Consider the following 26856-nt stretch of genomic DNA (forward strand, 5'->3'; position numbering starts at 1 on the left):
GACGCCAAATTTTAGTTAAATTCGAGTTCTACCTGATCTTTGCCAAGTAGCTGTTTCAATTCGTCTAACAATGTATCACTTGGGGTTACACGCCACTGCGTACCAAGAGTGAGTCGCACTCTCGCCTCTGCGCGTTGGTAGTATACATTGACAGGTATAGTCCCTGCTCGGTGAGGCTCTAAGATCTGACTAAAGCGCTCAAAAAACTGGCTGTCTATCTGTGATTGTTCAATCGATATCGACAAGCCACGGGCATATTTTTCACGCGCACTGCCCAAGTCCATGACTTCGCGCGCCGACATTTTAAGGCCACCATTGAAGTCATCAAAGCTGACCTGTCCAGAAATCACTAAAATTCTATCTTTTTCTAACAGCTCTGCATACCGCTCTAACGCATCAGAGAATAACATCACTTCCATACGTCCTGAACGATCATCTAACGTCATGATACCAATCCGCGTACCACGCTTGGTGGTCATCACTTTAGCTGCAATCACTAACCCCGCTAAAGTGACGGATTGATCGCGTCGCGTTGGCGTGGCATCTTTTAGTCGACAACTGGTGTACTTCGCAAGTTCCTTAATATGTGCGTTTATTGGATGCCCGGTCAAATAAAGGCCCAATGTATCGCGCTCACCTTCAAGCCAAACTTTCTCAGGCCACTCGGGGACTTGCGTATATTTATGTTCTACTTCTTCTGGCGCATCAGTCAATACACCAAACATATCAACCTGACCAAAGGCTTCAGCTTGGTGGAATTGGCTGGCCGCTTTCACAGCATCATTTAATGAGGCCATCATTGCAGCACGGTGTGGGCCTAAACGATCCAAAGCACCCGCATAAATAAGCTTTTCAATCACACGCTTATTGACTTTTTTCAAATCAATTCTGGCGCAAAAATCAAACAAATCTTTAAAATAGCCGCCTGCTGTGCGCGCTTCTAAAATCGCTTCAATCGGCCCTTCACCCACACCTTTGATCGCGCCAATACCATAGACAATCGCGCCATTTTCATCGACGTTAAAGCGGTACAAGCCGGCGTTAATATCCGGTGGTAACACTTTAAGATTCATGCGTAAACATTCATCCACTAAGCCAACCACTTTTTCGGTGTTGTCCATGTCGGCCGTCATTACTGCCGCCATAAATTCGGCTGGGTAGTGGGTTTTTAACCATAAGGTTTGATAAGAAACCAGAGCATAAGCCGCAGAGTGCGATTTGTTAAACCCGTAACCGGCGAATTTTTCTACTAAGTCGAAGATTTTCATCGACAATTCGCCATCCACGCCGTTTTTTATCGAACCTTCTTCAAAAATCGCCCGCTGCTTGGCCATCTCTTCTGGCTTTTTCTTACCCATCGCACGGCGCAGCATATCCGCGCCGCCTAATGTGTATCCGGCTAGGACTTGGGCGATCTGCATCACTTGCTCTTGGTACAAGATGATGCCGTAGGTTGGGTCTAGAATTTCTTTTAATGACTCATGTTGCCATTTTTCATCTGGGTAGGAGATCGCCTCTCGGCCATGTTTACGGTCGATAAAGTTATCCACCATCCCCGATTGCAAAGGCCCAGGGCGAAACAGGGCCACTAGTGCAATGATATCTTCGAAGCAGTCTGGCTGGAGACGTTTGATCAGATCTTTCATGCCGCGCGATTCTAACTGGAATACCGCGGTGGTTTCAGAATTTTGCAATACACGAAATGAAACGGGGTCTTCTAACGGGATAGCTTCAATACGAACGGGCTCTTTGCCTTCTCGTTGTAAGCGCGGGTTAATCAGCCCTAGTGCCCAATCGATAATGGTTAAGGTACGTAGACCTAAGAAGTCAAACTTGACTAAGCCTGCGGTTTCAACATCGTTCTTATCAAATTGAGTAACGGGGAAATGCCCTTCAGCATCCGCATAAATCGGCGAAAAGTCGGTAATTGTGGTTGGGGAGATCACCACCCCACCCGCATGCTTACCGGCGTTACGCGTACACCCTTCTAGAATTCGGCACTTATCAATCAGCTCTTTGACGTCTTCGTCATTGTTGTACAGCTCAGGTAACGCGGGTTCAGCCTTAAACGCCTTTTCGAGTGTCATTCCTGGATCTAGTGGAATAAGCTTTGAAATGCGGTCGACAAATCCAAACGGATGACCAAGCACGCGTCCCACGTCACGAATGACCGCTTTGGCAGCCATAGTACCAAAGGTGATGATCTGTGATACCGCATCACGACCATACATTTCAGCAACGTGATCAATAACTTGGTCACGTTTATCCATACAGAAATCGACGTCAAAATCGGGCATTGAGACCCGTTCTGGGTTCAAAAAACGTTCGAAAAGTAAATCATATTGTAGTGGATCTAAATCGGTAATTTTGAGCGCGTAAGCCACCAATGAACCCGCACCCGATCCGCGCCCCGGTCCCACCGGAATATCGTTATCTTTTGACCACTGGATGAACTCCATCACAATCAAGAAATAACCGGGGAACCCCATGTTATTAATCACTTCGAGCTCAATTTGCAGCCGTTCATCATATTCAGGGCGACGTTGTGCGCGAACATCAGGATCGGGGAACAGAAATTCAAGACGCTCTTCAAGGCCTTCTTGTGATTTCATCACCAAGTATTCGGTTTCTTTCATTCCTTCCGTTGGGAAGGCGGGCAAGAAATATTCCCCCAAACGGACGGTAACATTACACCGTTTGGCAATCTCAACACTGTTTTGCAGCGCTTCAGGAATGTCGGCAAACAGCTCACACATTTCCGCTTCGGTGCGCAAATATTGCTGTGGGCTGTAATTTTTTGGCCGACGAGGATCTTCCATGGTGTAGCCATCATGAATCGCTACTCGAATTTCATGCGCTTCAAAAAACTCTTCGCTGAGAAACACCACTTCATTGGTTGCAACGACGGGCAGATCGTTATTTTCAGCCAATTCTAGAGCAAAGTGCAGATAGCTCTCTTCGTCGGCTCGCCCTGTGCGAGTCAATTCAAGGTAAAAACGATCGACAAAATGAGTTTGATAAAACTCGACACATTTATCGACTAACGCCTGATTACCTTTAAGCAGTGCTTTGCCTATTTCACCACTTTTTCCACCCGAAAGCACAATCAAGCCTTCTGCATATTTCACTAGCCACGCTTTATCAATCACAGGTAGGTGTTGCACATGACCGCGTAGATAAGCATCGGAGATCAGTAAGGTCAGATTTTTGTAACCAACATTATCACTCGCTAGAACCGTCAGCTTGGTGAGCTCATCACCAAACTCCTCGGATTGCATGACAAAATCTGCACCGATAATCGGCTTTACCCCACAGTTATGAGCGGTACCATAAAATTTGACCAAACCACATAAGTTCGTGAAGTCGGTCAACGCTACGGCAGGCATCCCCATCTCGGCCACTTTTTTCACAAGCGGTGGCACTTTGGACAAGCCATCGATCATAGAAAAGTCGCTGTGGACACGAAGGTGGACAAACTTTGGTTCTGGCATGCAATAAAATCCTAGATGCTAGGTTTGGTACAAGATTTGGCGGTTATTCTACGCGAATCTGCTCGTGGCTGACACCCGCAATTAGTCAATTCCCAGCACGCGTTTCACTGGCTTAAAGCTTTTACGGTGCTCTGCGATGACGCCATGTTGTTCGATCGCGGCAAAATGCGCTTTAGTTGGATAGCCCTTATGTTGAGCAAAGCCAAATTGTGGGTACAATTTATCGAGCGCTTCCATCTCTTTATCGCGTACCACTTTAGCAATGATTGAGGCGGCGCTGATTTGCGCCACACGCATATCACCCTTGACGACTGCGATACCATGCATCGGTAATTGTGGGACACGGTTGCCATCAATTAAAGCCAAATCAGGTTGAATCGCTAGACCTGCAATCGCGCGTTGCATCGCCACCATAGTCGCTTGAAGAATATTAAGCTCATCAATTTCAGCTGGTGAACAGCGGCCAACAGACCAAGCGAGCGCCTTTTGTTGAATTTCAGGAAAAAGCGCTAGGCGTTTTTTTTCTGATAACTTTTTCGAGTCTGCTAAACCTTCAATCGGATTATTCGGATCCAAGATTACTGCGGCAGTCACTACGTCGCCCACTAATGGACCTCGACCAACTTCATCCACTCCTGCAATCAAAACATAGCCCTTAGGGTATTCAAAAGGAGTCAGTGTTTGTTCTGCCATCTTGTCTATTTTCCTCTCGTTATTTTTCAATCGCTCTTAATCGTTAATGGTTAATCAAGCTTAAAACCGCTTTGGCAGCTTGTTGATCGGCGCCTTTGCGGATCCAGTGATGCATTTCAGTAAAACGTTCAATTAAAGAGGAATTATCACGGCTAAGCATGCTATCGACCGCAGGAAACAGATGTTGCGGGTCGCATTCATCAAGAATGAACTCAGGAACCAGTTCTTCTCCGGCTAAAATATTGGGCAGTGAAACAAATTCGGTTATCGCAAGCTTCTGAACCAACCATCCGGTAAGCCAGTTCACTTTGTATCCCACCACCATCGGCCGTTTGAGCAACATGCATTCCAGTGCGACTGTGCCAGAGGCAAGCAGCACAGCATCTGCAGCCGTGATGACATTACGCGCGGTGTCTTCAATAATAACAAAATCGAGCTCTGGGGCGATCTCCTGCCAAATGGTTTCAAACTGCTGTTTACGTTTGGGATTGACGGCAGCTACCACAAAACCAATATCAGGGTATTTCTGTTTGATTTGTCGACATGTTTCAATAAATGGCTTGGCAATTAAACCGACTTCTCCCCCTCGGCTACCGGGTAGCACAGCCAGCCACTGTTTATCTGTCTCTAATTTCAACAGTTCACGAGCGGCAATTTTATCGGGTTGCAGTGGAATGGCATCGGCCAGTGTATGGCCGACAAATTCGCACGCAACCTGATACTTGTCGTAAAACGCTTTTTCAAACGGAAGAAATGCCAACACTAGATCGGTCGCCGCATCGATTTTAAAAATACGTTTGGGACGCCATGCCCATACAGATGGGCTCACATAGTGGACGGTTTTGATGCCCGCTTTTTTGAGATCAAGCTCTAGTCGTAAATTAAAATCTGGTGCATCAATACCAACAAACACATCCGGCGGATTGGCTTTAAAATACTTCACCAACTGCGCTTTAACTTTCAGTAAACGCGGTAAGCGGCCAAGCACCTCAACCAGACCCATCACGGCTAGCTCTTCCATATCAAATAAAGATTCACAACCTTGAGCAATCATTTTAGGGCCGCCAATACCGACAAATTGTGCATTGGGGTATTGCTGCTTGATGGCTTGAATGAAGCCTTCTCCTAATGTATCGCCAGAAAGCTCTCCGGCAACAATACCTATTCTTAGGGGATTTTCATGTGAGTGCATATCGTTTCCTAACAGAATCCGCTCAGCCGTTATGCGGCGTCAAAAAGACAAAAGATCGCTAAACAAGTAGCGATCTTCGGATATTAATCAAAACTCAGTGGCGAACTAACGAATAATGCCACGCTCAGTTTTTTCTAGTAAATCAGTAAAACGCTGAATCGATGGGTACTCTTTCGCCATCTCAACCAATATAGGTAAGACCTCTGCTTGCGTTTTACCTGATCGGTAAATTTCTTTATACGCTTTTTGTAGCGCGCGAATTTCGGCTTTTTCAAAACCATTTCGCTTCAAACCAACAAGGTTAAGGCCAAATGGTGAAGCATGGTTACCTTGTGCTAACACGTAAGCAGGGACATCTTGCACAACAGCAGAACAACCACCGATATAGGCATAAGCACCAACACTACAGAAAGGATGAATCGCCGACAACGCCATAACACCGGCATAGTCACCGACCGTCACATGGCCGCCAAGAATTGCGTTGTTACCAATGTGCGTATGATTACCAACAATCACATCGTGCGCAATATGGGCATTCACACACAATAGGTTGTCGTTGCCAACAACTGTTTGTGTTTTATCTTGCATCGTACCACGGTGAATTTGCACCGCTTCACGAATAACATTGCGATCACCAATGACGACTCGTGTATCTTCACCACCATACTTCTTATCTTGGTTCTCTTCGCCAATGACGGCGTGAGGGAAAATACGGTTCTCTTCACCAATGACGGTGTTTCCTTTGATGACCACATGCGACATCACTTCCGTACCTTGGCCAATGCTTACCCCAGAGGTGATGTAAGTAAATGGACCAACAGTGACGTTAGCTCCGATGGTAGCGCCATCTTCAACCACCGCACTTGGGTGGATTTGTGCAGTTTCATGAATCATATTAAAACTCTCTACGAGCACATTTCATTTCAGCTGAACACACAACCTCACCATCAACTTTCGCTACGCCATTAAACAACGCAATACCACGACGCTCTTTAATGAACTGCACTTCGATGATCAGTTGGTCGCCAGGACCTACAGGCTTACGAAACTTCGCATTATCAATACTAGCAAAGTAATACAATTCGTTATCTTTCGGTGCACCAAAGGTTTTGAATGCAAGTAGGCCCGTTGCTTGTGCCATTGCTTCTAAAATCAGTACACCTGGAAAAATAGGTAACTGCGGAAAATGACCAGTGAACTGAGGTTCATTAACTGACACATTTTTCAAGCCAACAAGGTATTTGCCTTCTTCAAAGTCAATTACACGGTCAATCAACAGAAATGGGTAACGGTGAGGAAGCAGCCTCTGAATTTCAGTGATGTGCATCGTTTTCGTTTCAGTCGTCAAAGTCATATTCCTATACAGTAAAACTTTCAAAAATTATTTGGCATTATAGACGAAAAAGACTCGCAGTTGGCGAGCCTAATCGGGAAAAAGTAGAATTAGGATTCCGCTTCCTGCTCTAAGTACTTTTCAAGTGCTTTAAGTCGCTTGTGCATATCTTCGATACGGTGAACGCGAGCGGCAGTTTTACGCCATTCTTTGTTCGGTTGCAACGGAATACCAGAAGAGAACATGCCTTTCTCGGTGATGCTACGCATCACCATCCCCATGCCAGTAATGGTGACCCCATCGACAATCTCGATATGGCCATTGATGACAGTACCACCACCAATAATGCAATATTTGCCTATGTGGGTGCTGCCAGCAATGATGGTACCGCCAGCAATTGCAGTGCCGTAGCCAATACAGGCGTTATGTGCAATCTGTAATTGGTTATCGAGAATGACGTTATCTTCAATAATCGTGTCATCTAATGCGCCACGATCAATTGTCGTGCAGGCACCGATTTCAACTCGATTACCGATCCGGACAGTGCCAATTTGCGGAATTTTAATCCACTCACCTTTCTCATTGGCATAGCCAAAACCATCAGAACCAATCACGGCACCTGACTGAATAAGGCACGCCGAGCCAATTTCCACTTCGTGGTAAACGCTGACATTTGCCCACAACTGGGTGTTAGCGCCAATTTTGGCGTTTTTACCGATGAAACAGCCAGCACCAATGGAGACGTTATCGCCCAGCTGCACGCCCGTCTCAATGACCGCGTTTGCACCAATAGAAACGTTCTGCCCTAGCTGGGCATCCGGTGCAACAACCGCAGAAGAGCTGATATCACTCGCAGGTCGCGGTGTAGTGTCCAGCGCTTGCGCCACCTTTGCAAAAGCAACGTATGGATCAGCGACGACCAATACATTGGTTGTACACAATTCACGTTCACTAGCCTTGACCATAATCACCGTTGCGCGGCATTGACCAAGGTGTTTGTTATATTTGGGATTAGAGAGGAAAGTTACGTAACCTTCCTGCGCCTTATCCATAGGTGCGACAGCGGAAACTGTCGCAGAGCCATCACCAAACAGCTCTCCCCCGGTGATGGTTGCCAATTCGGCTAAAGTCAGTTTTGCCATAATAATATTATTTTAGTTGTTTAATTACTTTCTCTGATAGGTTGTAGTCCGGCTTACCATATTGCATAGCTTGCACGTCAACAACGATGTCATAACCTTCTTTTTCCGCAACTTTCTTCACAGCGTCTTGAATCACCATGAAGAGTTTTTGCTTCTCTTCACTCTCACGACGCGCTGAGGCTTGCTCTAACGCTTGCGCTTTGATTTTGTACTTGCTGTCTAATTGACCAATTTCAATACGCAGCTTCTCGATCTCATCTTGACCTAGCAGTTCGCCATCACGTTTAAGTTTTTCAATTTTGGTTTTTGCTTCAGCTTGAATTGACTGTAGCTCTGCCCCTTTATCTTTAAACTCTTCTTGTAATTTTTGCAGCACAACTTCTCGTTGAGGTAATGCTTGGAATACTTGCGCGGTATTAATGTAACCTACTTTCTGCGCCGCCTCAGCGGCTTGCGCAAAAAATGATGAACTCAGTACAACTAGGCCCAATCCTGCCGCTTGAATCGCTTTTTTCAAAATACTTTCCTCTAATTAGAATGTTCTGCCGATCGTGAAAGTGAAGAACTCTTCATTATCACCTTCATAAATTTTAATAGGTTTGGCAATTGAAAATACCAATGGCCCCATAGGTGACATCCACTGTAGTGCCGCACCATAGGAGGAACGGTAATTCATTGGATCTGAGTAATCGTAATAATACTGATCACCATAACCGAGTTTCCCATCTTTGTAATCGAACTCTGTATCCCAAACGCTGGCCATATCGAAGAAGATGCTGGTGCGAATTTGGCTACGAGTTTCATCAGAGGCAAATGGCGTCGGTACAATCAGCTCTACGCTGGCCAGCGCGACCGCGTTACCACCGACAGAGTCATCTGTTGCGCTATAGCAGCGGTTGTTGCCACCATTATTGCCATTACAGCCTGTCGCATCGTTATAAATCGCTTTCGGTCCAGCCGAGTTAGATCCAAAACCACGCAAAGTGGTAAAGCCACCTGCATAATAGTTTTCATAGAATGGGAACAAGTTATCGTTACCATCCGTTTTCCCGTAACCATTACCATACCCTAAGCGTCCTCTTAGCAAGAGTGAAAACTCATGTTTTTTGGTTAATGGGAAATACTGGCGGACATCGTACTGCGCTTTGAAATACTTTACGTCTGAGCCCGGCACGGTCATCTTGTAGAAAGCGCGTTGGTGATTCCCCGCCGTTGGGAAAATGGTTCGGTTTAAATTATTGCGCGTCCATGAGATGTTGACGTCAAAGTCATTGGTGATCAAACTGCCATCATCGCTACGATTACTCGCTTGAGACTGTAAGAACTGACTAACTTGCACATACTCATCGATATTACCGATCTTGTTGTGCGTGTAACCGATACCGAGGTCAAAACGGTTTAATTCGTCAAATGGGAAACCCCACGTTAAACTTGTGCCGTAACTTTCATTGGTATAATCAACAATACCTGCTTCAGAAGCCTCAAACTGGTTATAGAAAATCTTACCACCCAAACTGACACCATCAAGGTTCCAGTAGGGATCACGGTAATCTAAACTGATGTTCTTTTGATAGTCGTTCATCATGGCATTGATGCCAACTCGATTACCTGAACCAATGAAGTTGTCTTGTTGTAAACCAACCTGAAAACTCACGCCTGATTCTGTACCATAACCGACACCAAAGTTAACACTACCTGAGTTGGCCTCTTTCACGTTGTACACCAGATCGACTTGGTCTTCACTACCAGGTACACGTACGGTTTGCACATCCACTGTTTCAAAGAAGCCAAGACGGTTCAAACGGCTCTTACCTGTATCAATCGCTTTAGAGCTCAGCCAACTGCCTTCCATTTGACGCATTTCGCGGCGCAAAACTTCATCTTTGGTTGAGTTATTACCGACAAAGCGAATATCACGGACATAGATACGCTTACCCGCTTCCACATGAACAACCAAGGAAACTTCTTGCGTTTCATCATTAAATTCTGGGATGGTTCGAACTTGAGGATAAGCATAGCCAGCTTCACCCAATACTCGTTTTACATCTTCTTCAAGCTTGGTCACCAGTGAGCCGTTATAGGTTTCCTCGGCTTCAAACGGGATCAAAGCGGTAAATTCAGCCTCTTTGCCAATCAGCTCTCCGCGGAATTTAACGTCTTTGATTTTATAAGGCTGACCTTCGCTAATGCCTAAAGTGATATAAACGCCTTTTTTATCAGGAGAAATAGCAACTTGCGTGGAATCGACTTGAAACTTTAAGTAGCCACGGTCGAGGTAGAAAGAGCGCAAAGCTTCAATATCAGCGGCTAAGACCTGCTTTTGGTATTTATCATCAGAGAGGAAATTCCACCACGCCACATCGACATTCAAATTGAAGCGTGACAGTAAATCTTGGTCACTAAACACTTCATTGCCAATAAAGTTGATTTGCTGGATTTTCGCAGAAACCCCTTCACTGAACACAAATTTAAGGTCAGCACGGTTGCGAGGTAAAGGTGTCACCACCGCTTTTACGGTCGCGTTGTACTTACCCACGCTGTAGTAAAAATCTTCCAACCCCTTTTCAATGTTGCTCAAGGTCGTACGATCAAGCGCCTCACCGATGCGGATATTGGATGCATCAAGATTCTGCTGCAACTGCTCTTCTTTGATCGCTTTATTTCCAGAGAAGGAAACACTTGCAATGGTTGGACGTTCTTTAACCTGAACGATCAGAACGTTGTTGTCTCGTAATACTTTGATGTCTTCAAAGTTGCCCGAAGTGTAAAGTGCTTTGATAATATCCGCGACATCTTGTGCATCAACGGTATCGCCAATTCGAACGGGCATTTTAAGCAATGCGGCGCCGAGCGCAACGCGTTGAAGCCCTTCAATTTGAATATCCTGCACTACGAAATTCTCGGCACTATGTGCTGAGAGGCTGGTTGCCAATAGTGTCGCGAAAAGGATCTGTTTCATTGCCATATTTATTCTTGTTATTCCTTGCTACAACTTCTGCCTAATGGTTACAAATCACAGGCGACTAAAATCATTAAATATTGCCACAGCCATCAAAGAAAAGATGATCGCCCCACCAATTCGGTATCCCATTTCTTGAATCTTCTCTGGGACAGGACGACGAATAACGGCTTCAATTGCAAAAAACAGTAAGTGTCCGCCATCTAACATTGGCAGTGGTACTAGATTGATAATGCCTAAGTTGACACTAATCAGAGCCAGAAAACCCAAGAAATAGACCAAACCATAGTCAGCGGTAGTTCCAGCTCCTTTGGCAATCGAAATCGGCCCACTCAGATTATTCAACCCCACATCACCGACCACCAGTTTTTTCAACATACTGACGGTTAGGTTGATCACTTGCTGTGTTTTTTCAACCGCTTTTCCGACTGATTCAAATACACCATATTGCAGCTCAAATCGATAACTTTCCGGCCATTCTGCGACTTTAGGAGCGATTCCCGCAAAACCTATCGTTTTGCCTTGCGGTAACTCACGAACGTCAGGCGTAAGCTCGATAGTCAAGCGTTGTTCATCACGCACAACAACCAATGAAACTGGCTGATTGGGATGGCTTTGTATCAACTCCACAACTTGCTGCCAATGGTTTATCTTCACACCGTTGGCTTCGATCAAGGTGTCGCCAACTTCTAACCCGGCCTTCTCTCCGGCGCTGCCTTGAGAAACATTGGTTAGCGTCAGCGATATTTCAGGAACAAATGGTTTAAAACCTAACGCTCCCATAGCAGACTCTGTTTCTGGGTTAAAGTTCCAAGAACGGATATCTAATGTTTTGATTTCATCCACACCAATTTCATTATTGGTTCCGACGGTGAGCGTTAATTGTTCATCACCAATATGGCTAATCAGCCCCATATTGACCGATTCCCAATCTAAGGTATTCACTCCTGAGACTGCTTTGATCTGCATTCCTGACTCTAAACCCGCTTGAGCGGCGATCGATTGCGGGGCAATTTCGCCAATCACAGGTTTTACCGCTGGAACACCAATTAAGAACACGAGCCAATAGGCAAAAATGGCGAAGAAAAAGTTAAAAGCAGGCCCAGCACTCACGACAGCGACACGTTTCCACAATGGTTTTTGGTCAAAAGCTAAGGATTTTAATTCAGTTGGAACATCATCAACACGGCTATCGAGCATTTTAACGTAGCCGCCGAGAGGAATAATTGAGAGGTTGTACTCGGTGCCATCTTTGGCTACTCGGCTCCAAAGTGATTTACCAAAGCCAATGGAAAATTTTTCGACTTTAATTCCGCAGCGACGAGCTACCCAAAAATGACCAAATTCATGCACAGCAACCAATATACCTAACGCAATGATGAAAGAGACGAAATTCCACAAAATACCACTCATAATAAATGCTCTTGTATGATTTGCTGGGCAATAGTGCGCGCCATTCTATCGAGCTCTAACAAGCTTTCCAAGTCATAGCAATGTAACTGAGTATGTGCTGCACACACTTTTGACAATACACGTTCATTAACTTGTGCGATATCGGTAAAACGAATTTGCTTATTTAAAAAAGCTTCAACGGCTATTTCGTTGGCTGCATTTAAAGAGGTGGTGGCATGTTGCCCTTGATAGCAAGCATCAATCGCCAATCCCAAACAAGGATAACGCTCGTAGTCCACATCCATAAAACTCAAATTACTTAATTTGGTAAAATCCAGTGCCGGAACACCCGCAGTAATGCGTTCTGGATAAGAGAGAGTTAAAGCAATTGGCGTGGACATATCGGGTTCCCCCATTTGCGCAAGCACCGAACCATCGCGGTACTGCACCATAGAGTGGATCACCGACTGTGGGTGGATTAACACTTTTAATTGCTGTTTCGATGCATTAAACAACCACTTAGCTTCAATATATTCCAAACCTTTGTTCATCATGGTAGCGGAATCAACCGAAATTTTCGGCCCCATCGACCAGTTAGGATGAGCAATCGCTTGCTGTGGTGAAACATCAGCTAACGTGGATAAATCACTATAGCGAAAAGGGCCGCCAGAACCCGTGAGCAGAATATGTTGCACACCATGTTCTTGTAAATCACAGCGACCCAAAGAGCCTTGTATTTCAGGGGGTAAGCATTGAAAAATCGCGTTATGTTCGCTATCGACAGGGAGCAATTCCGCACCGTGTTTTTCGACCGCATCAATAAACAATTGGCCAGACATCACCAAGGCTTCTTTGTTTGCCAACAAAACACGCTTGCCCGCCTTTACCGCGGCCATGGTTGGTAACAAACCTGCTGCACCAACAATCGCCGCCATCACCGTATCCACCTCATCTAATGCGGCGACGTGGCACATGGCGTCTTCACCAAATAATACGGTTGTTTTTAAGTTCAATGACTGCAATTGAGCTAAAAGCTCATCCGCCGCCTTTTGGTTTGCCATTACCGCATAAACTGGCTGCCAACGCTGGCATAGCTCACGCATTTTATTGACATTATTTCCCGCGGCTAAAGCCACAACGGAAAAGTGTTCGGGATTTTGAGCCACGACTTTTAATGTGCTTGCCCCAATTGAACCTGTGGCCCCGAGAATCGTTAACTTACGCATAGCAACAACCGTGAATTAAGATTGGGGTAAGACAGCTTAACCCAAGCATTAGAAAATGAAATACAGTAGAGCAAAAACAGGAAATGCAGCCGTCAGGCTATCGATACGATCCAAAACGCCACCATGCCCAGGAATAATATTACTGCTGTCTTTAATTCCTGAAACGCGCTTAAACATACTTTCGACCAGATCACCGAGCACAGAGATAATCACAGTCGCTAATGTAATACCGACCATCGACAGCGTGTTTGTAAACCGGATATCAAACCAATCAGCAGTAAACCACGCCACAATCAATGCCGTAATAATGCCACCAATCAACCCTTCAATGGTTTTATTTGGACTGACTGCTGGCGCCATTTTGTGCTTACCAAAACTTTTGCCCGCAAAATAAGCGCCACTGTCTGCAGCCCAAACAATTAAGCAGACAAATAGCACCAACTTAGCACCATGGTATGGCTCACTCAAAAAGGCTTCTGCGCGTAAAAAAAGTACGCTCCAGAAAAAAGGAAGTAGCGTAAGCACACCAAAGAGGTGCCTAAGTAGATTAGACTTTTCCCACCATGGGCGGGATTTTGGATAGGTAATAGCTAAAAAGCTAGAAAACAGCCACCAAGCAACCCCAATACTTAATATCACATAGTGATTCGAGTTCATGCTGGCTAGGCTAACGGCATCAGGGGAAATCAGTAGGTAACTTGCTCCACCAATGATAATGGCGGGTAACAGCGCCAGATACCTAGATGTCGAATCGATAAACTGCGTCCATTCCCATACACCGACGAGCGCCACAAGGGCCAAAACGGCCATAAATAGGGGGAGTGGCAGTTCAAAAATGCCCAGCATCACCAGTGGAGCTAATATGAGCGCCGTGATAATTCGTTGCTTCAAACTAATGGATCCTTTATCTCTGTTCCATCAATGCCTTAACCTGTTCCCCTGTGCAGCCAAAACGGCGTTCACGGTTAACAAACCAAGTCACTGCTTCAATTAAACTTTCTTCACCAAACTCAGGCCAGTAAATCGGTGTAAAGTACATCTCTGCATAGGCCAATTGCCACAACATAAAATTACTAATACGACATTCACCGCTGGTACGAATGAGCAAATCCACTTCAGGAATATCAGACATCGTTAGCGACTGTGTAATCAGCGTCTCGTCAATCTGATCAGGAGAAAGCTCACCGCTCGCCACTTTGACCGCGATAGAGCGCATTGCTTCTGTGATATCCCATTTTCCGCCATAGTTTGCGGCGATATTAACGACCATGCCACTGTTTGATGAGGTTAACTCTTCTGCCTGAGCGATTTTTGTTTGTAAGCGTGAGCTAAAACGTGTTTTATCACCAATGACTCTAAGACGCAGATTGTTCTTATGCAGCTTTTTTACTTCTGTGGATAGCACAGTAATAAATAACTCCATCAACACGCCCACTTCAGCTTCCGGACGCCGCCAATTTTCACTGCTAAAGGCAAACAAAGTAACGGCTTTAATACCCAATTTCGCTGCAGTAGAAATCGTTCTTCGGACCGCTGCTACACCATTCTTATGACCAAATACACGAGGTTTACCTTGCGCTTTAGCCCAACGGCCATTTCCGTCCATAATGATTGCGATGTGTTGGGGTAATACATCAGATGAGAGGGATGAGTTTTGCATAAGAAATTAATTGATTACCAAACTGATAGGGCAAAATAGCATAAAAAAACGCTGCACTGTGAGCACAGCGTTTTAGAAAGGCTAAAAAGAGCGAATTAAACTTCCATTAACTCTTTTTCTTTTGCAGCAAGAACTTCATCAATTCTCTTAATCGCTACATCGGTAAGTTTTTGAATCTCTTCTTGCGCTTTATGATCTTCGTCTTCAGAGATTTCTTTATCTTTCAGTAGAGCTTTTAAGTCGCCATTGGCATCACGACGAATGTTGCGAACCGCAACGCGACCACCTTCGGCTTCACCACGAACAATTTTCACCAAATTACGACGACGTTCTTCGGTCAGTGGTGGCAGTGGTACACGAATAACCGTACCTGCAGACATTGGGTTTAGACCCAAATCAGACATCAAAATCGCTTTTTCAACTTTTGGCGTCAACTCTTTATCAAAAACAGTGATCGCGAGAGTACGTGCATCTTCAGCTACAACGTTAGCGATTTGATTCAGCGGTGTCGAAGCACCATAGTAATCGACAGAAATGCCGGAGAGTAAACTTGGGTGAGCGCGACCAGTACGTACCTTAGAAAGGTTGTTTTTCAGGGCATCTACGCTCTTATCCATACGCTCTTGAGCGTCTTTCTTGATTTCGTTAATCACAAATATCACCTACTTGTTTTTTTGTTTTGGAGTGATTAGTCAGCGGTGCTAATTAGTGTACCTTCCGCTTCACCCATTACCACGCGACGTAGTGCGCCCGGTTTGTTCATATTAAATACGCGGATTGGCATTTTATGGTCACGCGCTAGCGTAAACGCGGCCAAGTCCATCACTTTTAGCTCTTTTTCAAGCACGGTTGTATAAGACAGCTTATCATACAGTTCTGCGTCTGGGTTTGCCACTGGGTCTGCACTAAATACGCCATCTACTTTTGTCGCTTTTAGAACCACATCCGCTTCAATTTCAATACCGCGCAAACAGGCAGCAGAATCGGTTGTGAAGAACGGGTTACCAGTACCCGCTGAGAAGATCACAACACGTCCTTGACGTAGTTGGCTGATAGCATCGGCCCAATTGTAATCGTCACACACACCTTTAAGAGGAATGGCAGACATCACGCGCGCATTCACATAAGCACGGTGCAAAGCATCACGCATTGCCAAACCATTCATTACGGTTGCCAGCATTCCCATGTGGTCGCCCACAACACGGTTCATGCCCGCTTCAGCAAGACCTGCGCCACGGAATAAGTTACCGCCGCCGATGACAACACCCACTTGAACACCCAGTTCAACCAGTTCTTTTACTTCCTGTGCCATGCGATCTAACACCGCAGGATCAATACCAAAACCTTCTTCGCCTTGTAGCGCTTCACCGCTAAGTTTTAACAGGATACGTTGATAGGCTGGTTTAGGGTTCGTAGTCATGGAGCTTACCTTCCAAATAGAGAGTTGTTAATTAACAGTCATGATTTAAAACTGAATACTGAATTCTAAATCATCACAATTAGTCTCAATATGCCATTCGTAAAAAGACCGCAGCCTTGGCTACGGTCTCTTTTTAGGCAAAATCGCTAGGATTAACCTTTTTGAACCATTGCAACTTCTTCAGCGAAGCTAAGTTCTTGAGCTTTCTCAATACCTTCACCAACTTCTAGACGTACGAAGTTAGTAACGGTTGCGCCTTTAGCTTTCAGCATTGCGCCAACAGTTTGAGAAGGATCCATGATGAACGCTTGACCAGTAAGTGATACCTCACCTGTGAACTTAGTCATGCGGCCTTCAACCATTTTCTCAGCAATTGCTGCTGGCTTGCCAGATTGCATTGCGATTTCGATTTGGATTTCACGCTCTTTAGCCACAACTTCTGCTGGTACATCTTCAGGGTTCACGTACTCAGGTTTTGCAGCAGCAACGTGCATTGCTACGTGTTTGATGGTCTCTTCATCCGCTTCACCAGCAACCACAACACCGATACGGTCGCCATGGCGGTATGAACCTACTTTAGCGCCTTCAATGTAATGAACGCGACGGATAGTGATGTTTTCACCAATTTTAGCAACAAGAGCAATACGTGCTTCTTCAAATTTAGCTTGAAGTGCTGCGATATCTAGACGCTCAGCAAGTGCAACAGCTAGAACTTCGTTAGCGAACGCTAGGAAGCTTGAGTCTTTTGCTACGAAGTCAGTTTGGCAGTTCACTTCTAGAAGTGCTGCAAAACCATCAGCTTCTTTAATTAGGATAGTACCTTCAGCTGCGATGTTACCTGCTTTTTTCGCTGCTTTAGCTGCGCCGCTTTTGCGCATGTTTTCAATTGCTAGTTCGATGTCAGCGTTTGCTTCTACAAGCGCTTTTTTACATTCCATCATACCTGCGCCAGTACGCTCGCGCAGTTCTTTTACTAGAGCAGCAGTTACAGTTGCCATTCTCTATTCCTCAGTTGATTCTGGTGGTAAAAATCAGGGGCCGATTGTTTGGCCCCTGATGCTAACTATAACTTGTTCAATGCATCAATCGTGTGACACATATAATCAAGTGTGACTCAGAGCCGCTATTATTCTGCTTCTACGAAACCGTCTTTTGCAGCAGCAAGTGCAGCTGCATCTTTGTTACGACCTTCGTTAACCGTTTCTGCAACAGCATTTAGGTAAAGCTGGATTGCACGGATTGCGTCGTCGTTACCAGGGATAATGTAGTCAACGCCATCTGGGTTAGAGTTAGTATCAACAACAGCGTAAACTGGGATACCTAGGTTGTTTGCTTCTTTAACTGCAATGTGCTCGTGATCTGCATCGATAACGAATAGTGCGTCAGGTAGACCGCCCATATCTTTGATACCACCAAGAGATTTCTCTAGCTTCTCCATTTCACGAGTACGCATTAGAGCTTCTTTCTTAGTTAGCTTATCAAAAGTGCCATCTGTTGCTTGAATTTCAAGCTCTTTTAGACGCTTAATTGACTGACGAACAGTTTTCCAGTTAGTTAGCATGCCGCCCAACCAGCGGTTGTTAACGTAGAATTGGTTGCTTGCGATAGCCGCTTCTTTAACAGCTTCAGATGCTGCGCGTTTAGTACCAACGAAAAGAACTTTACCTTTTTTCTCGCCAACTTTTTGTAGCTCAGCTAGAGCTTCGTTGAACATAGGAACAGTTTTTTCTAAGTTGATGATGTGAACACGGCTACGAGCACCAAAAATGAATGGCTTCATTTTTGGGTTCCAGTAACGAGTCTGGTGACCGAAGTGAACACCAGCTTTTAGCATGTCGCGCATTGATACAGTTGCCATTTAAAAATCCTCTATGGGGTTAGGCCTCCACATTCCCCATGTATCCGACCCCTAACATCTATTCGGTTGTTGCCGATAGTTTTATTGTTGGAGCACCCCGGAACACGTGTCGGAATGTGTGTGATTTAAAGATAATGTGTTTAGAAAGGAAGGTGGGCTTCGTCATTTCAGAAGAAAACGCACTTCGATTCCGGCGCGCTTTATACCATATTTAGCCCTTCTCTGGCTAGAAAAAAATACGACACATCATGGCCTAGGTAAGCTGTAGTTATGCAAACAATTCTTACTTACCGACAGGGATCCCTTGCGATTCATCCATGCACTGCTAGAATAACGCCCATTCGCACAGTTAAGTGCTTAAGAATTAATGCATAGAGAAAGCCGATGTCTGTAAAAATCAAAACTGCTGAAGAAATAGCCAAAATGCGCGTCGCGGGTAAACTGGCTGCCGATGTCCTTGAGATGATTGAACCGCATGTAAAAGTGGGCATCACCACTGAAGAACTTGACCAGATCTGCCACAAGTACATCACTGAAGTACAGCAAGCTATTCCAGCACCATTGAATTACCACGGTTTTCCTAAATCGATCTGTACCTCTATCAATCACATTGTTTGTCACGGCATTCCGGCAACTCAAGATACGCAGTATGGGCAATTACAGCGTCCAGCGGTACTGAAAGAGGGTGATATTCTGAACATTGATATCACAGTCATTAAAGATGGCTACCACGGTGATACCTCAAAGATGTTCTTTGTCGGTGAAGTGTCGCCAGCAGATAAGCGCCTATGTCTTGTTGCGCAAGAGTGTCTTTATATCGGCATGAAGAAGGTCAAACCCGGAGTTCAATTGGGTGAGATTGGTACTGCGATCGAAAAACACATTAAAACCAATAATAAAAATAACCCACGCCTTAAATTTTCGATTGTGAAAGATTATTGCGGCCACGGTATTGGCGCTCAATTTCATGAAGAACCACAAGTGGTTCACTATAAAAACGGCGACAGAACCGTACTGCGTGAAGGGATGATTTTCACTATCGAGCCCATGATTAATGCGGGTAAATTTGGTTGCCGCCTTGATGATGAAGACAATTGGACGGTTTACACCGCCGATGGCAAAAACTCAGCGCAGTGGGAACACACCATTTTGGTTACCGCCACTGGCTGTGAAGTGCTGACGCTGCGTGAAGAAGAAACCATTCCGCGTCTGATGCATAACGCCTAATTACATCGAACCAAAACCTTATCAATCAATATCCCTCTTGCAGGGATATTTTTTTATCTGCAGTGATTTGATACAGTCAGTCTACGTTGTGACATATCACTAGCATGGATTGCCGTTATGCCTTTTCAGTCTCCCCTCACCTTTACTGACACACAACTCACTATCGGCGAGCTTAAACAACAACTTGAACAGTTCACTCAGCATCAGAAACATCAATTTTTGCACCACCATCCGGTCAACGACTTGGTATTAGGCCGCTCTGAATATATGGATCAACTGCTCTACAGGTTATGGGAACATTATTCATTTTCGCAGGTTCCAGACATCAGTTTAGTGGCCGTCGGAGGCTATGGCCGCGGTGAACTTCATCCTCTTTCGGACATCGATATTCTGGTCGTCTCCAATCATACTTTACCCGCTGAACTCGGCAGTAAAATTAGCGAATTCATTACCTTGTTGTGGGATTTGCGTTTAGAAGTGGGTCATGCCGTGCGTACCGTGCAGCAGTGCGCTGAAATTGGCCGTGAAGATTTAACCGTCGCAACAAACTTACAAGAAGCTCGGTTATTATGTGGTAGCGAAGAGACATTTTATAAACTCAAGATGTTGATTCATTCCGAATCGTTTTGGCCAAGCGAAACCTTTTACCGCGCCAAAATTCAAGAGCAGCGCGACCGACACGCTCGTTACCATGACACCACTTATAACCTTGAACCCGATATCAAATCGACTCCTGGAGGCTTAAGGGACATTCATACTTTAAGCTGGGTGGCTAGACGCCACTTTGGTGCAACATCACTGCTTGAAATGAGTCGTTTTGGTTTTTTAACTGATGCTGAATATCGTGAGCTAGTAGAGTGCCAAGACTTTTTATGGCGCGTGCGCTTTGCGCTGCACATTGAATTAAAACGCTATGACAATCGGCTTATTTTTGCTCATCAAGCTCAAGTGGCAGAACATCTGGGCTTTACTGGTGAAGGGAATCGCGCAGTCGAGATGATGATGAAAGAGTTCTACCGTACGCTACGTCGTGTTGCGGAACTCAACAAAATGCTCCTGCGTCTGTTTGATCAAGCCATACTCAATAACGGCGAAGAAGCTGTGGCAGAAATTTTAGATGATGATTTTCAACGTCGTGGCAACTTAATAGAAGCTCGTAAACCCGCGCTTTTCCAAGCTCGCCCTGAAACGATCTTAGATATGTTTATTCATATCGCCAATGATTCCAGCATCGAAAGCGTCGCACCCACAACCATGCGCCAGTTGCGTACAGCCAGAAGGCGGCTCAATAAATTCCTGCACACCATTCCCGAAGCGCGTGAGAAATTCATGGCATTGGTACGTCACCCTAACGCACTACATCGTGCGTTCAGCCTGATGCATAAATTAGGCGTGCTCGCCGCTTATCTTCCCCAATGGAGCCAAATTGTTGGACAAATGCAGTTCGACCTATTCCATGTTTATACGGTCGATGAACACAGCATTCGTCTTCTCAAACACATCAATACCTTTAGCTACGCACAAAATCACGATAAACACCCCATCTGTTGCGAAGTTTACCCACGTCTCCAGAAAAAGGAGATGCTGATTCTGGCCGCTATTTTTCACGACATTGCCAAAGGGCGTGGCGGCGATCACTCTGAAATCGGTGCGGTAGAAGCCTATGATTTTTGTATTGAACACGGTTTATCAAAGCCTGAAGCAAAATTAGTCTCTTGGCTGGTACAAAACCACCTCTTGATGTCGGTAACGGCGCAAAGACGCGACATTTACGACCCAGATGTCATTACCGAATTTGCCAAAAAAGTGCGCGATGAAGAGTATCTCGAACATCTTGTTTGCCTGACTGTCGCGGACATCTGCGCTACTAACCCTGAGCTTTGGAACAGTTGGAAACGCACCTTGCTGGCAGAGCTATATCACTCAACACAGCGGGCACTTAGGCGTGGGCTTGAAAACCCGGTAGATGTGCGCGATCGCATTCGCCACAACCAACAAATGGCATCCGCATTGCTTCGTAAAGAAGGCTACAGCGCACGCGAAATTGAAGTGCTTTGGCAACGCTTTAAAGCCGATTACTTTTTGCGTCACACTCACAAGCAGATCGCTTGGCATTGTGAGCACCTACTCAAACATAGCGACCCAAGCCAACCGCTGATCCTGATGAGCAAAAAAGCCACTCGTGGCGGCACTGAATTGTTTGTTTACACTAAAGATCAACCCGCCCTCTTTGCGACTGTGGTTGCTGAACTGGACCGCCGAAATCTCAATGTTCATGATGCGCAGATCATGTCGAGTAAAGATGGCTACGTCCTTGATACCTTCATGGTACTGGATCAAAACGGCCATGCAATTGACGAAGAGTGTCACCCATCGTTGATCAAACACCTACTCAGTGGGCTAGAAACGGGTTGGCAGAACAAACTGAAATTGCGCCGCACGCCACGTAACTTGCAACATTTTAAAGTCAAAACTAAAGTCGATTTTTTACCCACCAAAAGCAATAAACGAACCTTAATGGAATTAGTCGCACTTGATACTCCGGGACTGCTAGCAACGGTCGGAGCCACATTTGCTGACTTAAACATTAACCTGCATGGTGCAAAAATCACCACCATTGGCGAACGAGCAGAAGACTTGTTTATTCTCACCGGTTCACAAGGCGGAAAATTGAGTGAAGAAGAAGAGTGCACGTTACGTGAAATGCTGATTAAAAATGTTTCTGAACTCGCGCCAAATTAAACGGAAAAGGAAAGCGATCTGGTCCACAACTTGAACCATTGATATCACGATGAACTATCTCGGGCGAGCATGGACTGCTACATTGAAATGGTTCATTGATGTGTCACAAAATACAATAGAGGTTGCCTATGTATCCCTACCTCACCGGTTTAGGCATTCAAGATCCTAAACAGATTGAGCGCTATTCACTTCGTCAAGAAGCCCATAAAGATGTGTTGAAGATTTACTTTCATAAGCAGAAAGGCGAGCTGTTCGCTAAAAGCGTGAAATTTAAATACCCTCGACAAGTAAAAAATGTATTGGTCGATAGCGGCAGCCATCAATACAAAGAGGTGACGGAGATTAACCGTAATTTAACCTTGGTAATTGATGAACTAAATAAAATCACTAAGCCGATTCCTATGAGTGATCTCGATCTGAAGCAAAAAATATTGACTGACTTGCGCCATTTGGAAAAAGTGGTCACGAGCAAAATCGCTGAAATTGAAGCTGACTTAGAGAAGCTAAAATAGTCTCAAGACGGTAAAGTAACTTTAGATACCCAGAACATCGAATAACCCTGTTTCAGATAACTCTTCACTGACAAAAAAGGTTCCCAAAGGAACCTTTTTTATTACTAAGTATAAGCCGTCAATCAATATTGAACGCTGACCATGTTATAACCAACCCGCCCAAAAGCCGACCCAATACAGCGCAATCGCGGATACAACACCTGCCACGATATCATCGAGCATAATCCCCAAACCACCATGCACTCGTTTATCTAACCAACTGATCGGCCACGGTTTGAGCATATCGAAAAAGCGAAACAGCACGAATCCAGCCACCAGCCATTTCCAATCTAAACTGGGCAATTCAAACAGTGGCACGACTAGCATTGTTATCCAAAAACCGGCAAATTCATCCCACACAATCGAACCGTGGTCATGCACTTTCATGTCGTCAGAAGTCACTTGGCAAATTTTCACGCCCACCAAGCAAGCCAGCACAACCACGGCACAATACACTGTGATAGGTAGCTGCACTAACAGCAAATAAAAAGGCACTGAGGCAAGCGTTCCCATTGTGCCGGGCACGATAGGCGATAGGCCACTGCCAAAACCCGTGGCCAAAAGATGCCAAGGGTTCTTTAATGAGATTAATGCGATAGGGTTTGTCATCCGTTCACCTTAAAATGATCATAGCCGCTTAACTGCCAATTGAGTTTTTTTCCTTGATGCTGGAGCTCAAAAATACCCTGTGGGCGAATTTGGCCAATGCAACTCACCTTACAACCGCAATGAGCAAGCGCACTTTCGATGGAACCTCGGTTATGCTCTGGAACAGTGAAACACAACTCATACTCTTCACCGCTGGTTAGTGCATATTGCTGTGCTATTTGTCTCTCGCCCACAAACTGCAACAGCTCTTGCGAAATAGGCAACGCACCGACATCTAAACTCACCCCAACATTTGAACGATGCAAAATATGCTTGAGATCAGACACCAAACCATCGGAAATATCAATTGCAGAAGAAGCCAAATGAAGCAATGCTTGGCCAGCAAGAATTCTTGGCGTTGAGAGATAGTGACGCTTTTCAAGCTCTTGGGCAAAAGGTTTATGGCGTAAGTTTGGGTCAAGAATCACATCGAGCCCTGCTTGGCTATCACCAAGCTCGCCAGTGACGTAAACCCAATCTCCCACTTTGGCTCCACTGCGCAGCAGCGCCAATTCTTGTGGCACAAAACCTTGTACTGTCAAGGTAATGCTCAGTGGTCCTTTGGTTGTATCTCCACCAATTAGCTGAATATTGTAGTAATTCGCAAGTTCGAAAAAAGCATCACAAAAGGGTTTTAGCCATGCTTCATCGACACTAGGTAGAGTGAGTGCGAGCGATACCCAAGCAGGCGTTGCCCCCATCGCAGCCAGATCACTGATGTTAGATGACAATGCTTTATGAGCCACCCAAGCCGGATTCGCATCGGTTAAAAAATGAGTGCCTGCGACTAAGGTGTCGGTACTGATGGCGATCCGAACATTTTCTGGTGCTTTGACCAATGCACAATCATCTCCTAGAGCAAGAGAGACATCTTTACGTTGTGACTGACGGTTAGAGAAATAGGTATCGATTAAATTGAATTCACCGAACATAAAAAATTCCCTGCCCTGAGTTTTTATTATGTACATCATTTCTCATCGCTTAGGGCTTTCGCGGAGAAAGATCCGTCATAAAAAAGGTCAGCGAATGCTGACCTTTTATTTTAAAACGACTTATTATTTTTTGCGTACATGTGGGGCGGCTTTATCAAGCACGCCATTCACAAATTTATGGCTATCTTCAGCAGCAAATACCTTTGCTAACTCAATCGCCTCATTGATGACCACTTTATATGGCACATCATCGCGACGAGTCATTTCGTACATGGCTAAACGAAGTAACGCCAATTCCATCATGTCTAAGTCTTGCATTGGACGAGACACGAAAGGACGCAATTTGCTATCTAGCTCTGTGTGGCTTAGCACTACACCCGTGAGTAGATCACGGAAATATGCAACGTCGGTTTCTGGAGCCGCTAACGCTGGCTCAGCAGCATGATGCTCTTCTTCATCATACTTACCACCCGAGAGGAATTGCTCTTCGATAGTGGCAACATTTTCTTTTGTAATTTGCCAAGAATAAATTGCTTGTAGCGCAAATTGACGTGCATTACGACGTGCGGCTGGTTTCACACTGGCCCCCATTAGGAATCGATTTCTGAAAGAACGTTAATCATCTCAAGCGCGCTTAGTGCAGCTTCTGCACCTTTGTTACCAGCCTTGGTTCCCGCGCGTTCAATGGCTTGATCGATGGTATCAACAGTTAGAACACCAAATGCCACTGGAAGGCTGTATTCCAGAGACACTTGCGCCAAACCTTTATTGCATTCACTGCACACATAATCAAAGTGTGGCGTACCGCCACGAATCACAGTGCCAAGAGACACGATAGCGTCGTATTTACCCGTTTTTGCTACGCGTTGAGCAGTAAGAGGTAATTCGACAGCACCAGGGCAGCGAACAACAGTAATATTGTCATCGCTAACTTGTCCGTGACGCTTTAAAGTATCGATTGCACCAGAAAGCAGGCTTTCGTTAATAAAACTGTTGAAACGAGAAATAACGATAGCAATTTTTGCATTTGGTGCGGGGAAACCACCCTCGATCACTTTCATAAGCCTTCCTTTAACTATATACACAAGTGAGAATCGCCGGATTCTAGCACAATTTTGTGAGCAATATCTAATGGAAATTCGGCTTAGACGGCAAACCAAGCGGCTAATCAGCGAAATAATAAAGGAAGCGTTGGGCTTCCTTTATTGGTTTTATTACGGTGTATTTTTAAATGTGACGTTAGGTTCTAAGCGCTAAAACGAGATGACGTTATTGGCAAACATACTCAGTCACATTCAAGCCGAAACCGCCTAAAGCGTGATACTTTTTATTGGCTGAAGAGAGTAAACGCATGTCACGAACACCTAAATCCGCCAGAATTTGTGAACCAATCCCCACACGGCGTGAAGTACCTTGTTTTTTCGCTAAAGTAGGCGCTTGGCCTTTGTCTTGTTGCTCAAACATTTTAACGCGATGGATCAATAAGTCGCTCGACTCTTCATTACCTAAAATGACCAATACGCCGCCCTCTTGGCCGATACGCTGCATCGCTTTATCTAAAGTCCAACTGCGTTCAGCATTGCGATCACTGCGCAGCAAATCGGTAAAGGTATCGTGCAGATGAACTCGCACCAATGGCGCTTGACCATCCAATGTTCCTTTTTGCAATGCGTAATGGATCTGATTATCAATCACGTCGCGGTAAGTGATCAGTTCAAATTCACCGTATTCTGTCGGCAACTTGCACTGTGCAACACGCTCAATGGTCGTTTCTGTGTTATTACGATATTCAATCAGATCAGCAATCGTACCGAGTTTTAAACCATGTTGCTCGGCAAACACTTCAAGATCAGGGCGACGCGCCATGGTGCCATCATCATTTAAAATTTCGACGATCACAGAGGCGGGCTCTAATCCCGCAAGGCGCGCCAAATCACAACCGGCTTCCGTATGCCCAGCGCGAGTTAAAACGCCCCCCTCTTGCGCAGCCAGTGGGAAAATGTGCCCAGGTTGCACTAAGTCTGAAGCTTTCGCCTCTTTCGCCACCGCAGCTTGTACCGTCACGGCGCGATCGGCCGCTGAAATGCCGGTGGTTACGCCTTCGGCCGCTTCAATCGAGACGGTAAAATTGGTGGTGTATTGAGCATTATTATCCTGCACCATAGGAGCCAAGCCTAAACGCTGACAACGAGCTTTAGTCATGGTTAAGCAGATCAGGCCACGACCAAATTTAGCCATAAAATTAATCGCTTCAGGAGTAACGTGCTCGGCGGCCATGATCAAGTCACCTTCGTTCTCACGATCTTCGTCATCCATTAAAATGACCATTTTCCCAAGACGAATATCTTCAATGATCTCTTGCGGGGTACTTATTGGCATACTCTATTTTC

At 45.3% G+C, this 26856-nt stretch carries 24 protein-coding genes; 3 read left to right on the forward strand and 21 right to left on the reverse strand.

Features of this window, described 5'->3' with window-relative positions; translation table 11 throughout:
- Positions 1-11: 11 nt before the first annotated feature.
- The 16 genes from dnaE to rpsB all read right to left on the reverse strand — a co-directional run bounded on the left by dnaE (position 12) and on the right by rpsB (position 18366).
- Positions 12-3491 (reverse strand): DNA polymerase III subunit alpha, encoded by a 3480-nt coding sequence (dnaE, locus tag AACR75_RS06710; protein WP_017047313.1) that lies wholly within the window; start codon positions 3489-3491, stop codon positions 12-14.
- Between the two features lie 81 nt (positions 3492-3572).
- Positions 3573-4184 (reverse strand): ribonuclease HII, encoded by a 612-nt coding sequence (gene rnhB / locus AACR75_RS06715; protein WP_026027914.1) that lies wholly within the window; start codon positions 4182-4184, stop codon positions 3573-3575.
- Between the two features lie 43 nt (positions 4185-4227).
- Positions 4228-5376: a lipid-A-disaccharide synthase gene (gene lpxB, locus AACR75_RS06720; RefSeq protein ID WP_017046603.1), complete on the reverse strand. Its 1149-nt coding sequence runs from the start codon at positions 5374-5376 to the stop codon at positions 4228-4230.
- 105 nt (positions 5377-5481) lie between these two features.
- Positions 5482-6270 (reverse strand): acyl-ACP--UDP-N-acetylglucosamine O-acyltransferase, encoded by a 789-nt coding sequence (lpxA, locus tag AACR75_RS06725; RefSeq protein ID WP_026027915.1) that lies wholly within the window; start codon positions 6268-6270, stop codon positions 5482-5484.
- A gap of 1 nt (position 6271) precedes the next feature.
- Positions 6272-6703 carry a 3-hydroxyacyl-ACP dehydratase FabZ gene (gene fabZ, locus AACR75_RS06730; protein ID WP_026027636.1) on the reverse strand — a complete coding sequence of 144 codons (432 nt, stop codon included), beginning with the start codon at positions 6701-6703 and terminating at the stop codon, positions 6272-6274.
- Positions 6704-6819: 116 nt separating this feature from the next.
- On the reverse strand, positions 6820-7851 hold the full coding sequence (lpxD, locus tag AACR75_RS06735) for a UDP-3-O-(3-hydroxymyristoyl)glucosamine N-acyltransferase (RefSeq protein WP_047689277.1): 1032 nt from the start codon (positions 7849-7851) through the stop codon (positions 6820-6822).
- Positions 7852-7858: 7 nt separating this feature from the next.
- Positions 7859-8368 carry an OmpH family outer membrane protein gene (locus AACR75_RS06740; RefSeq protein WP_013856212.1) on the reverse strand — a complete coding sequence of 170 codons (510 nt, stop codon included), beginning with the start codon at positions 8366-8368 and terminating at the stop codon, positions 7859-7861.
- 15 nt (positions 8369-8383) lie between these two features.
- A complete protein-coding gene (gene bamA / locus AACR75_RS06745) occupies positions 8384-10816 on the reverse strand; it encodes an outer membrane protein assembly factor BamA (RefSeq protein ID WP_017046601.1) in 2433 nt (810 codons plus the stop codon).
- 48 nt (positions 10817-10864) lie between these two features.
- A complete protein-coding gene (gene rseP / locus AACR75_RS06750) occupies positions 10865-12223 on the reverse strand; it encodes a sigma E protease regulator RseP (RefSeq protein ID WP_047689280.1) in 1359 nt (452 codons plus the stop codon).
- Complete coding sequence (gene ispC, locus AACR75_RS06755; protein WP_019282312.1) at positions 12220-13428, reverse strand: 1-deoxy-D-xylulose-5-phosphate reductoisomerase; 1209 nt, start codon at positions 13426-13428, stop codon at positions 12220-12222. The genes rseP and ispC overlap by 4 nt, the downstream gene beginning before the upstream one ends.
- Before the next feature lie 48 nt (positions 13429-13476).
- Positions 13477-14319, reverse strand: coding sequence for a phosphatidate cytidylyltransferase (locus AACR75_RS06760; RefSeq protein WP_013856208.1), 843 nt, complete (start codon positions 14317-14319; stop codon positions 13477-13479).
- A gap of 13 nt (positions 14320-14332) precedes the next feature.
- Positions 14333-15088: an isoprenyl transferase gene (locus tag AACR75_RS06765; protein WP_047689282.1), complete on the reverse strand. Its 756-nt coding sequence runs from the start codon at positions 15086-15088 to the stop codon at positions 14333-14335.
- A gap of 95 nt (positions 15089-15183) precedes the next feature.
- Complete coding sequence (gene frr / locus AACR75_RS06770) at positions 15184-15741, reverse strand: ribosome recycling factor (RefSeq protein WP_010320122.1); 558 nt, start codon at positions 15739-15741, stop codon at positions 15184-15186.
- Between the two features lie 35 nt (positions 15742-15776).
- Positions 15777-16508 carry a UMP kinase gene (gene pyrH, locus AACR75_RS06775; protein ID WP_010320123.1) on the reverse strand — a complete coding sequence of 244 codons (732 nt, stop codon included), beginning with the start codon at positions 16506-16508 and terminating at the stop codon, positions 15777-15779.
- Positions 16509-16660: 152 nt separating this feature from the next.
- Complete coding sequence (tsf, locus tag AACR75_RS06780) at positions 16661-17506, reverse strand: translation elongation factor Ts (RefSeq protein WP_013856205.1); 846 nt, start codon at positions 17504-17506, stop codon at positions 16661-16663.
- A gap of 128 nt (positions 17507-17634) precedes the next feature.
- Positions 17635-18366: a 30S ribosomal protein S2 gene (gene rpsB, locus AACR75_RS06785; protein ID WP_013856204.1), complete on the reverse strand. Its 732-nt coding sequence runs from the start codon at positions 18364-18366 to the stop codon at positions 17635-17637.
- Between the two features lie 384 nt (positions 18367-18750).
- Between rpsB and map the strand changes: the two genes are divergently transcribed.
- The 3 genes from map (at position 18751) to AACR75_RS06800 (ending at position 22847) form a co-directional block, all read left to right on the forward strand.
- Positions 18751-19593, forward strand: a complete 843-nt coding sequence (map, locus tag AACR75_RS06790) for a type I methionyl aminopeptidase (RefSeq protein ID WP_017044011.1) — start codon at positions 18751-18753, stop codon at positions 19591-19593.
- A 117-nt stretch (positions 19594-19710) separates the two neighbouring features.
- Positions 19711-22335 carry a bifunctional uridylyltransferase/uridylyl-removing protein GlnD gene (glnD, locus tag AACR75_RS06795; RefSeq protein WP_047689284.1) on the forward strand — a complete coding sequence of 875 codons (2625 nt, stop codon included), beginning with the start codon at positions 19711-19713 and terminating at the stop codon, positions 22333-22335.
- Positions 22336-22463: 128 nt separating this feature from the next.
- A complete protein-coding gene (locus tag AACR75_RS06800) occupies positions 22464-22847 on the forward strand; it encodes a DUF3461 family protein (RefSeq protein WP_026027916.1) in 384 nt (127 codons plus the stop codon).
- Between the two features lie 144 nt (positions 22848-22991).
- Here the strand turns inward: AACR75_RS06800 and pgpA are convergent, their stop codons facing one another.
- The 5 genes from pgpA to ribBA form a co-directional block, all read right to left on the reverse strand.
- Positions 22992-23495, reverse strand: coding sequence for a phosphatidylglycerophosphatase A (gene pgpA, locus AACR75_RS06805; RefSeq protein WP_047689286.1), 504 nt, complete (start codon positions 23493-23495; stop codon positions 22992-22994).
- On the reverse strand, positions 23492-24466 hold the full coding sequence (thiL, locus tag AACR75_RS06810) for a thiamine-phosphate kinase (RefSeq protein ID WP_197056797.1): 975 nt from the start codon (positions 24464-24466) through the stop codon (positions 23492-23494). The genes pgpA and thiL overlap by 4 nt, the downstream gene beginning before the upstream one ends.
- Before the next feature lie 123 nt (positions 24467-24589).
- Positions 24590-25057 (reverse strand): transcription antitermination factor NusB, encoded by a 468-nt coding sequence (gene nusB / locus AACR75_RS06815; RefSeq protein WP_013856197.1) that lies wholly within the window; start codon positions 25055-25057, stop codon positions 24590-24592.
- Entirely contained in the window at positions 25057-25527 is a 471-nt protein-coding gene (ribH, locus tag AACR75_RS06820; protein WP_026027639.1) for a 6,7-dimethyl-8-ribityllumazine synthase, read from the reverse strand. Before ribH ends, nusB begins: the two co-directional genes overlap by 1 nt.
- 208 nt (positions 25528-25735) lie before the next feature.
- Positions 25736-26845, reverse strand: coding sequence for a bifunctional 3,4-dihydroxy-2-butanone-4-phosphate synthase/GTP cyclohydrolase II (gene ribBA / locus AACR75_RS06825; RefSeq protein ID WP_013856195.1), 1110 nt, complete (start codon positions 26843-26845; stop codon positions 25736-25738).
- Positions 26846-26856 lie beyond the last annotated feature (11 nt).

Source organism: Vibrio sp. ZOR0018 (genome assembly GCF_963865925.1).
Lineage (GTDB): Bacteria > Pseudomonadota > Gammaproteobacteria > Enterobacterales > Vibrionaceae > Vibrio > Vibrio anguillarum.

Excerpts from the sequence above, each read along its gene's own strand:
- dnaE (WP_017047313.1), bottom strand. The coding sequence starts at position 3,491 with ATGCCAGAACCAAAGTTTGTCCACCTTCGTGTCCACAGCGACTTTTCT.
- rnhB (WP_026027914.1), bottom strand. The coding sequence starts at position 4,184 with ATGGCAGAACAAACACTGACTCCTTTTGAATACCCTAAGGGCTATGTT.
- lpxB (WP_017046603.1), bottom strand. The coding sequence starts at position 5,376 with ATGCACTCACATGAAAATCCCCTAAGAATAGGTATTGTTGCCGGAGAG.
- lpxA (WP_026027915.1), bottom strand. The coding sequence starts at position 6,270 with ATGATTCATGAAACTGCACAAATCCACCCAAGTGCGGTGGTTGAAGAT.
- fabZ (WP_026027636.1), bottom strand. The coding sequence starts at position 6,703 with ATGCACATCACTGAAATTCAGAGGCTGCTTCCTCACCGTTACCCATTT.
- lpxD (WP_047689277.1), bottom strand. The coding sequence starts at position 7,851 with ATGGCAAAACTGACTTTAGCCGAATTGGCAACCATCACCGGGGGAGAG.
- bamA (WP_017046601.1), bottom strand. The coding sequence starts at position 10,816 with ATGGCAATGAAACAGATCCTTTTCGCGACACTATTGGCAACCAGCCTC.
- rseP (WP_047689280.1), bottom strand. The coding sequence starts at position 12,223 with ATGAGTGGTATTTTGTGGAATTTCGTCTCTTTCATCATTGCGTTAGGT.
- ispC (WP_019282312.1), bottom strand. The coding sequence starts at position 13,428 with ATGCGTAAGTTAACGATTCTCGGGGCCACAGGTTCAATTGGGGCAAGC.
- AACR75_RS06765 (WP_047689282.1), bottom strand. The coding sequence starts at position 15,088 with ATGCAAAACTCATCCCTCTCATCTGATGTATTACCCCAACACATCGCA.
- pyrH (WP_010320123.1), bottom strand. The coding sequence starts at position 16,508 with ATGACTACGAACCCTAAACCAGCCTATCAACGTATCCTGTTAAAACTT.
- tsf (WP_013856205.1), bottom strand. The coding sequence starts at position 17,506 with ATGGCAACTGTAACTGCTGCTCTAGTAAAAGAACTGCGCGAGCGTACT.
- rpsB (WP_013856204.1), bottom strand. The coding sequence starts at position 18,366 with ATGGCAACTGTATCAATGCGCGACATGCTAAAAGCTGGTGTTCACTTC.
- map (WP_017044011.1), top strand. The coding sequence starts at position 18,751 with ATGTCTGTAAAAATCAAAACTGCTGAAGAAATAGCCAAAATGCGCGTC.
- glnD (WP_047689284.1), top strand. The coding sequence starts at position 19,711 with ATGCCTTTTCAGTCTCCCCTCACCTTTACTGACACACAACTCACTATC.
- AACR75_RS06800 (WP_026027916.1), top strand. The coding sequence starts at position 22,464 with ATGTATCCCTACCTCACCGGTTTAGGCATTCAAGATCCTAAACAGATT.
- pgpA (WP_047689286.1), bottom strand. The coding sequence starts at position 23,495 with ATGACAAACCCTATCGCATTAATCTCATTAAAGAACCCTTGGCATCTT.
- thiL (WP_197056797.1), bottom strand. The coding sequence starts at position 24,466 with ATGTTCGGTGAATTCAATTTAATCGATACCTATTTCTCTAACCGTCAG.
- nusB (WP_013856197.1), bottom strand. The coding sequence starts at position 25,057 with ATGGGGGCCAGTGTGAAACCAGCCGCACGTCGTAATGCACGTCAATTT.
- ribH (WP_026027639.1), bottom strand. The coding sequence starts at position 25,527 with ATGAAAGTGATCGAGGGTGGTTTCCCCGCACCAAATGCAAAAATTGCT.
- ribBA (WP_013856195.1), bottom strand. The coding sequence starts at position 26,845 with ATGCCAATAAGTACCCCGCAAGAGATCATTGAAGATATTCGTCTTGGG.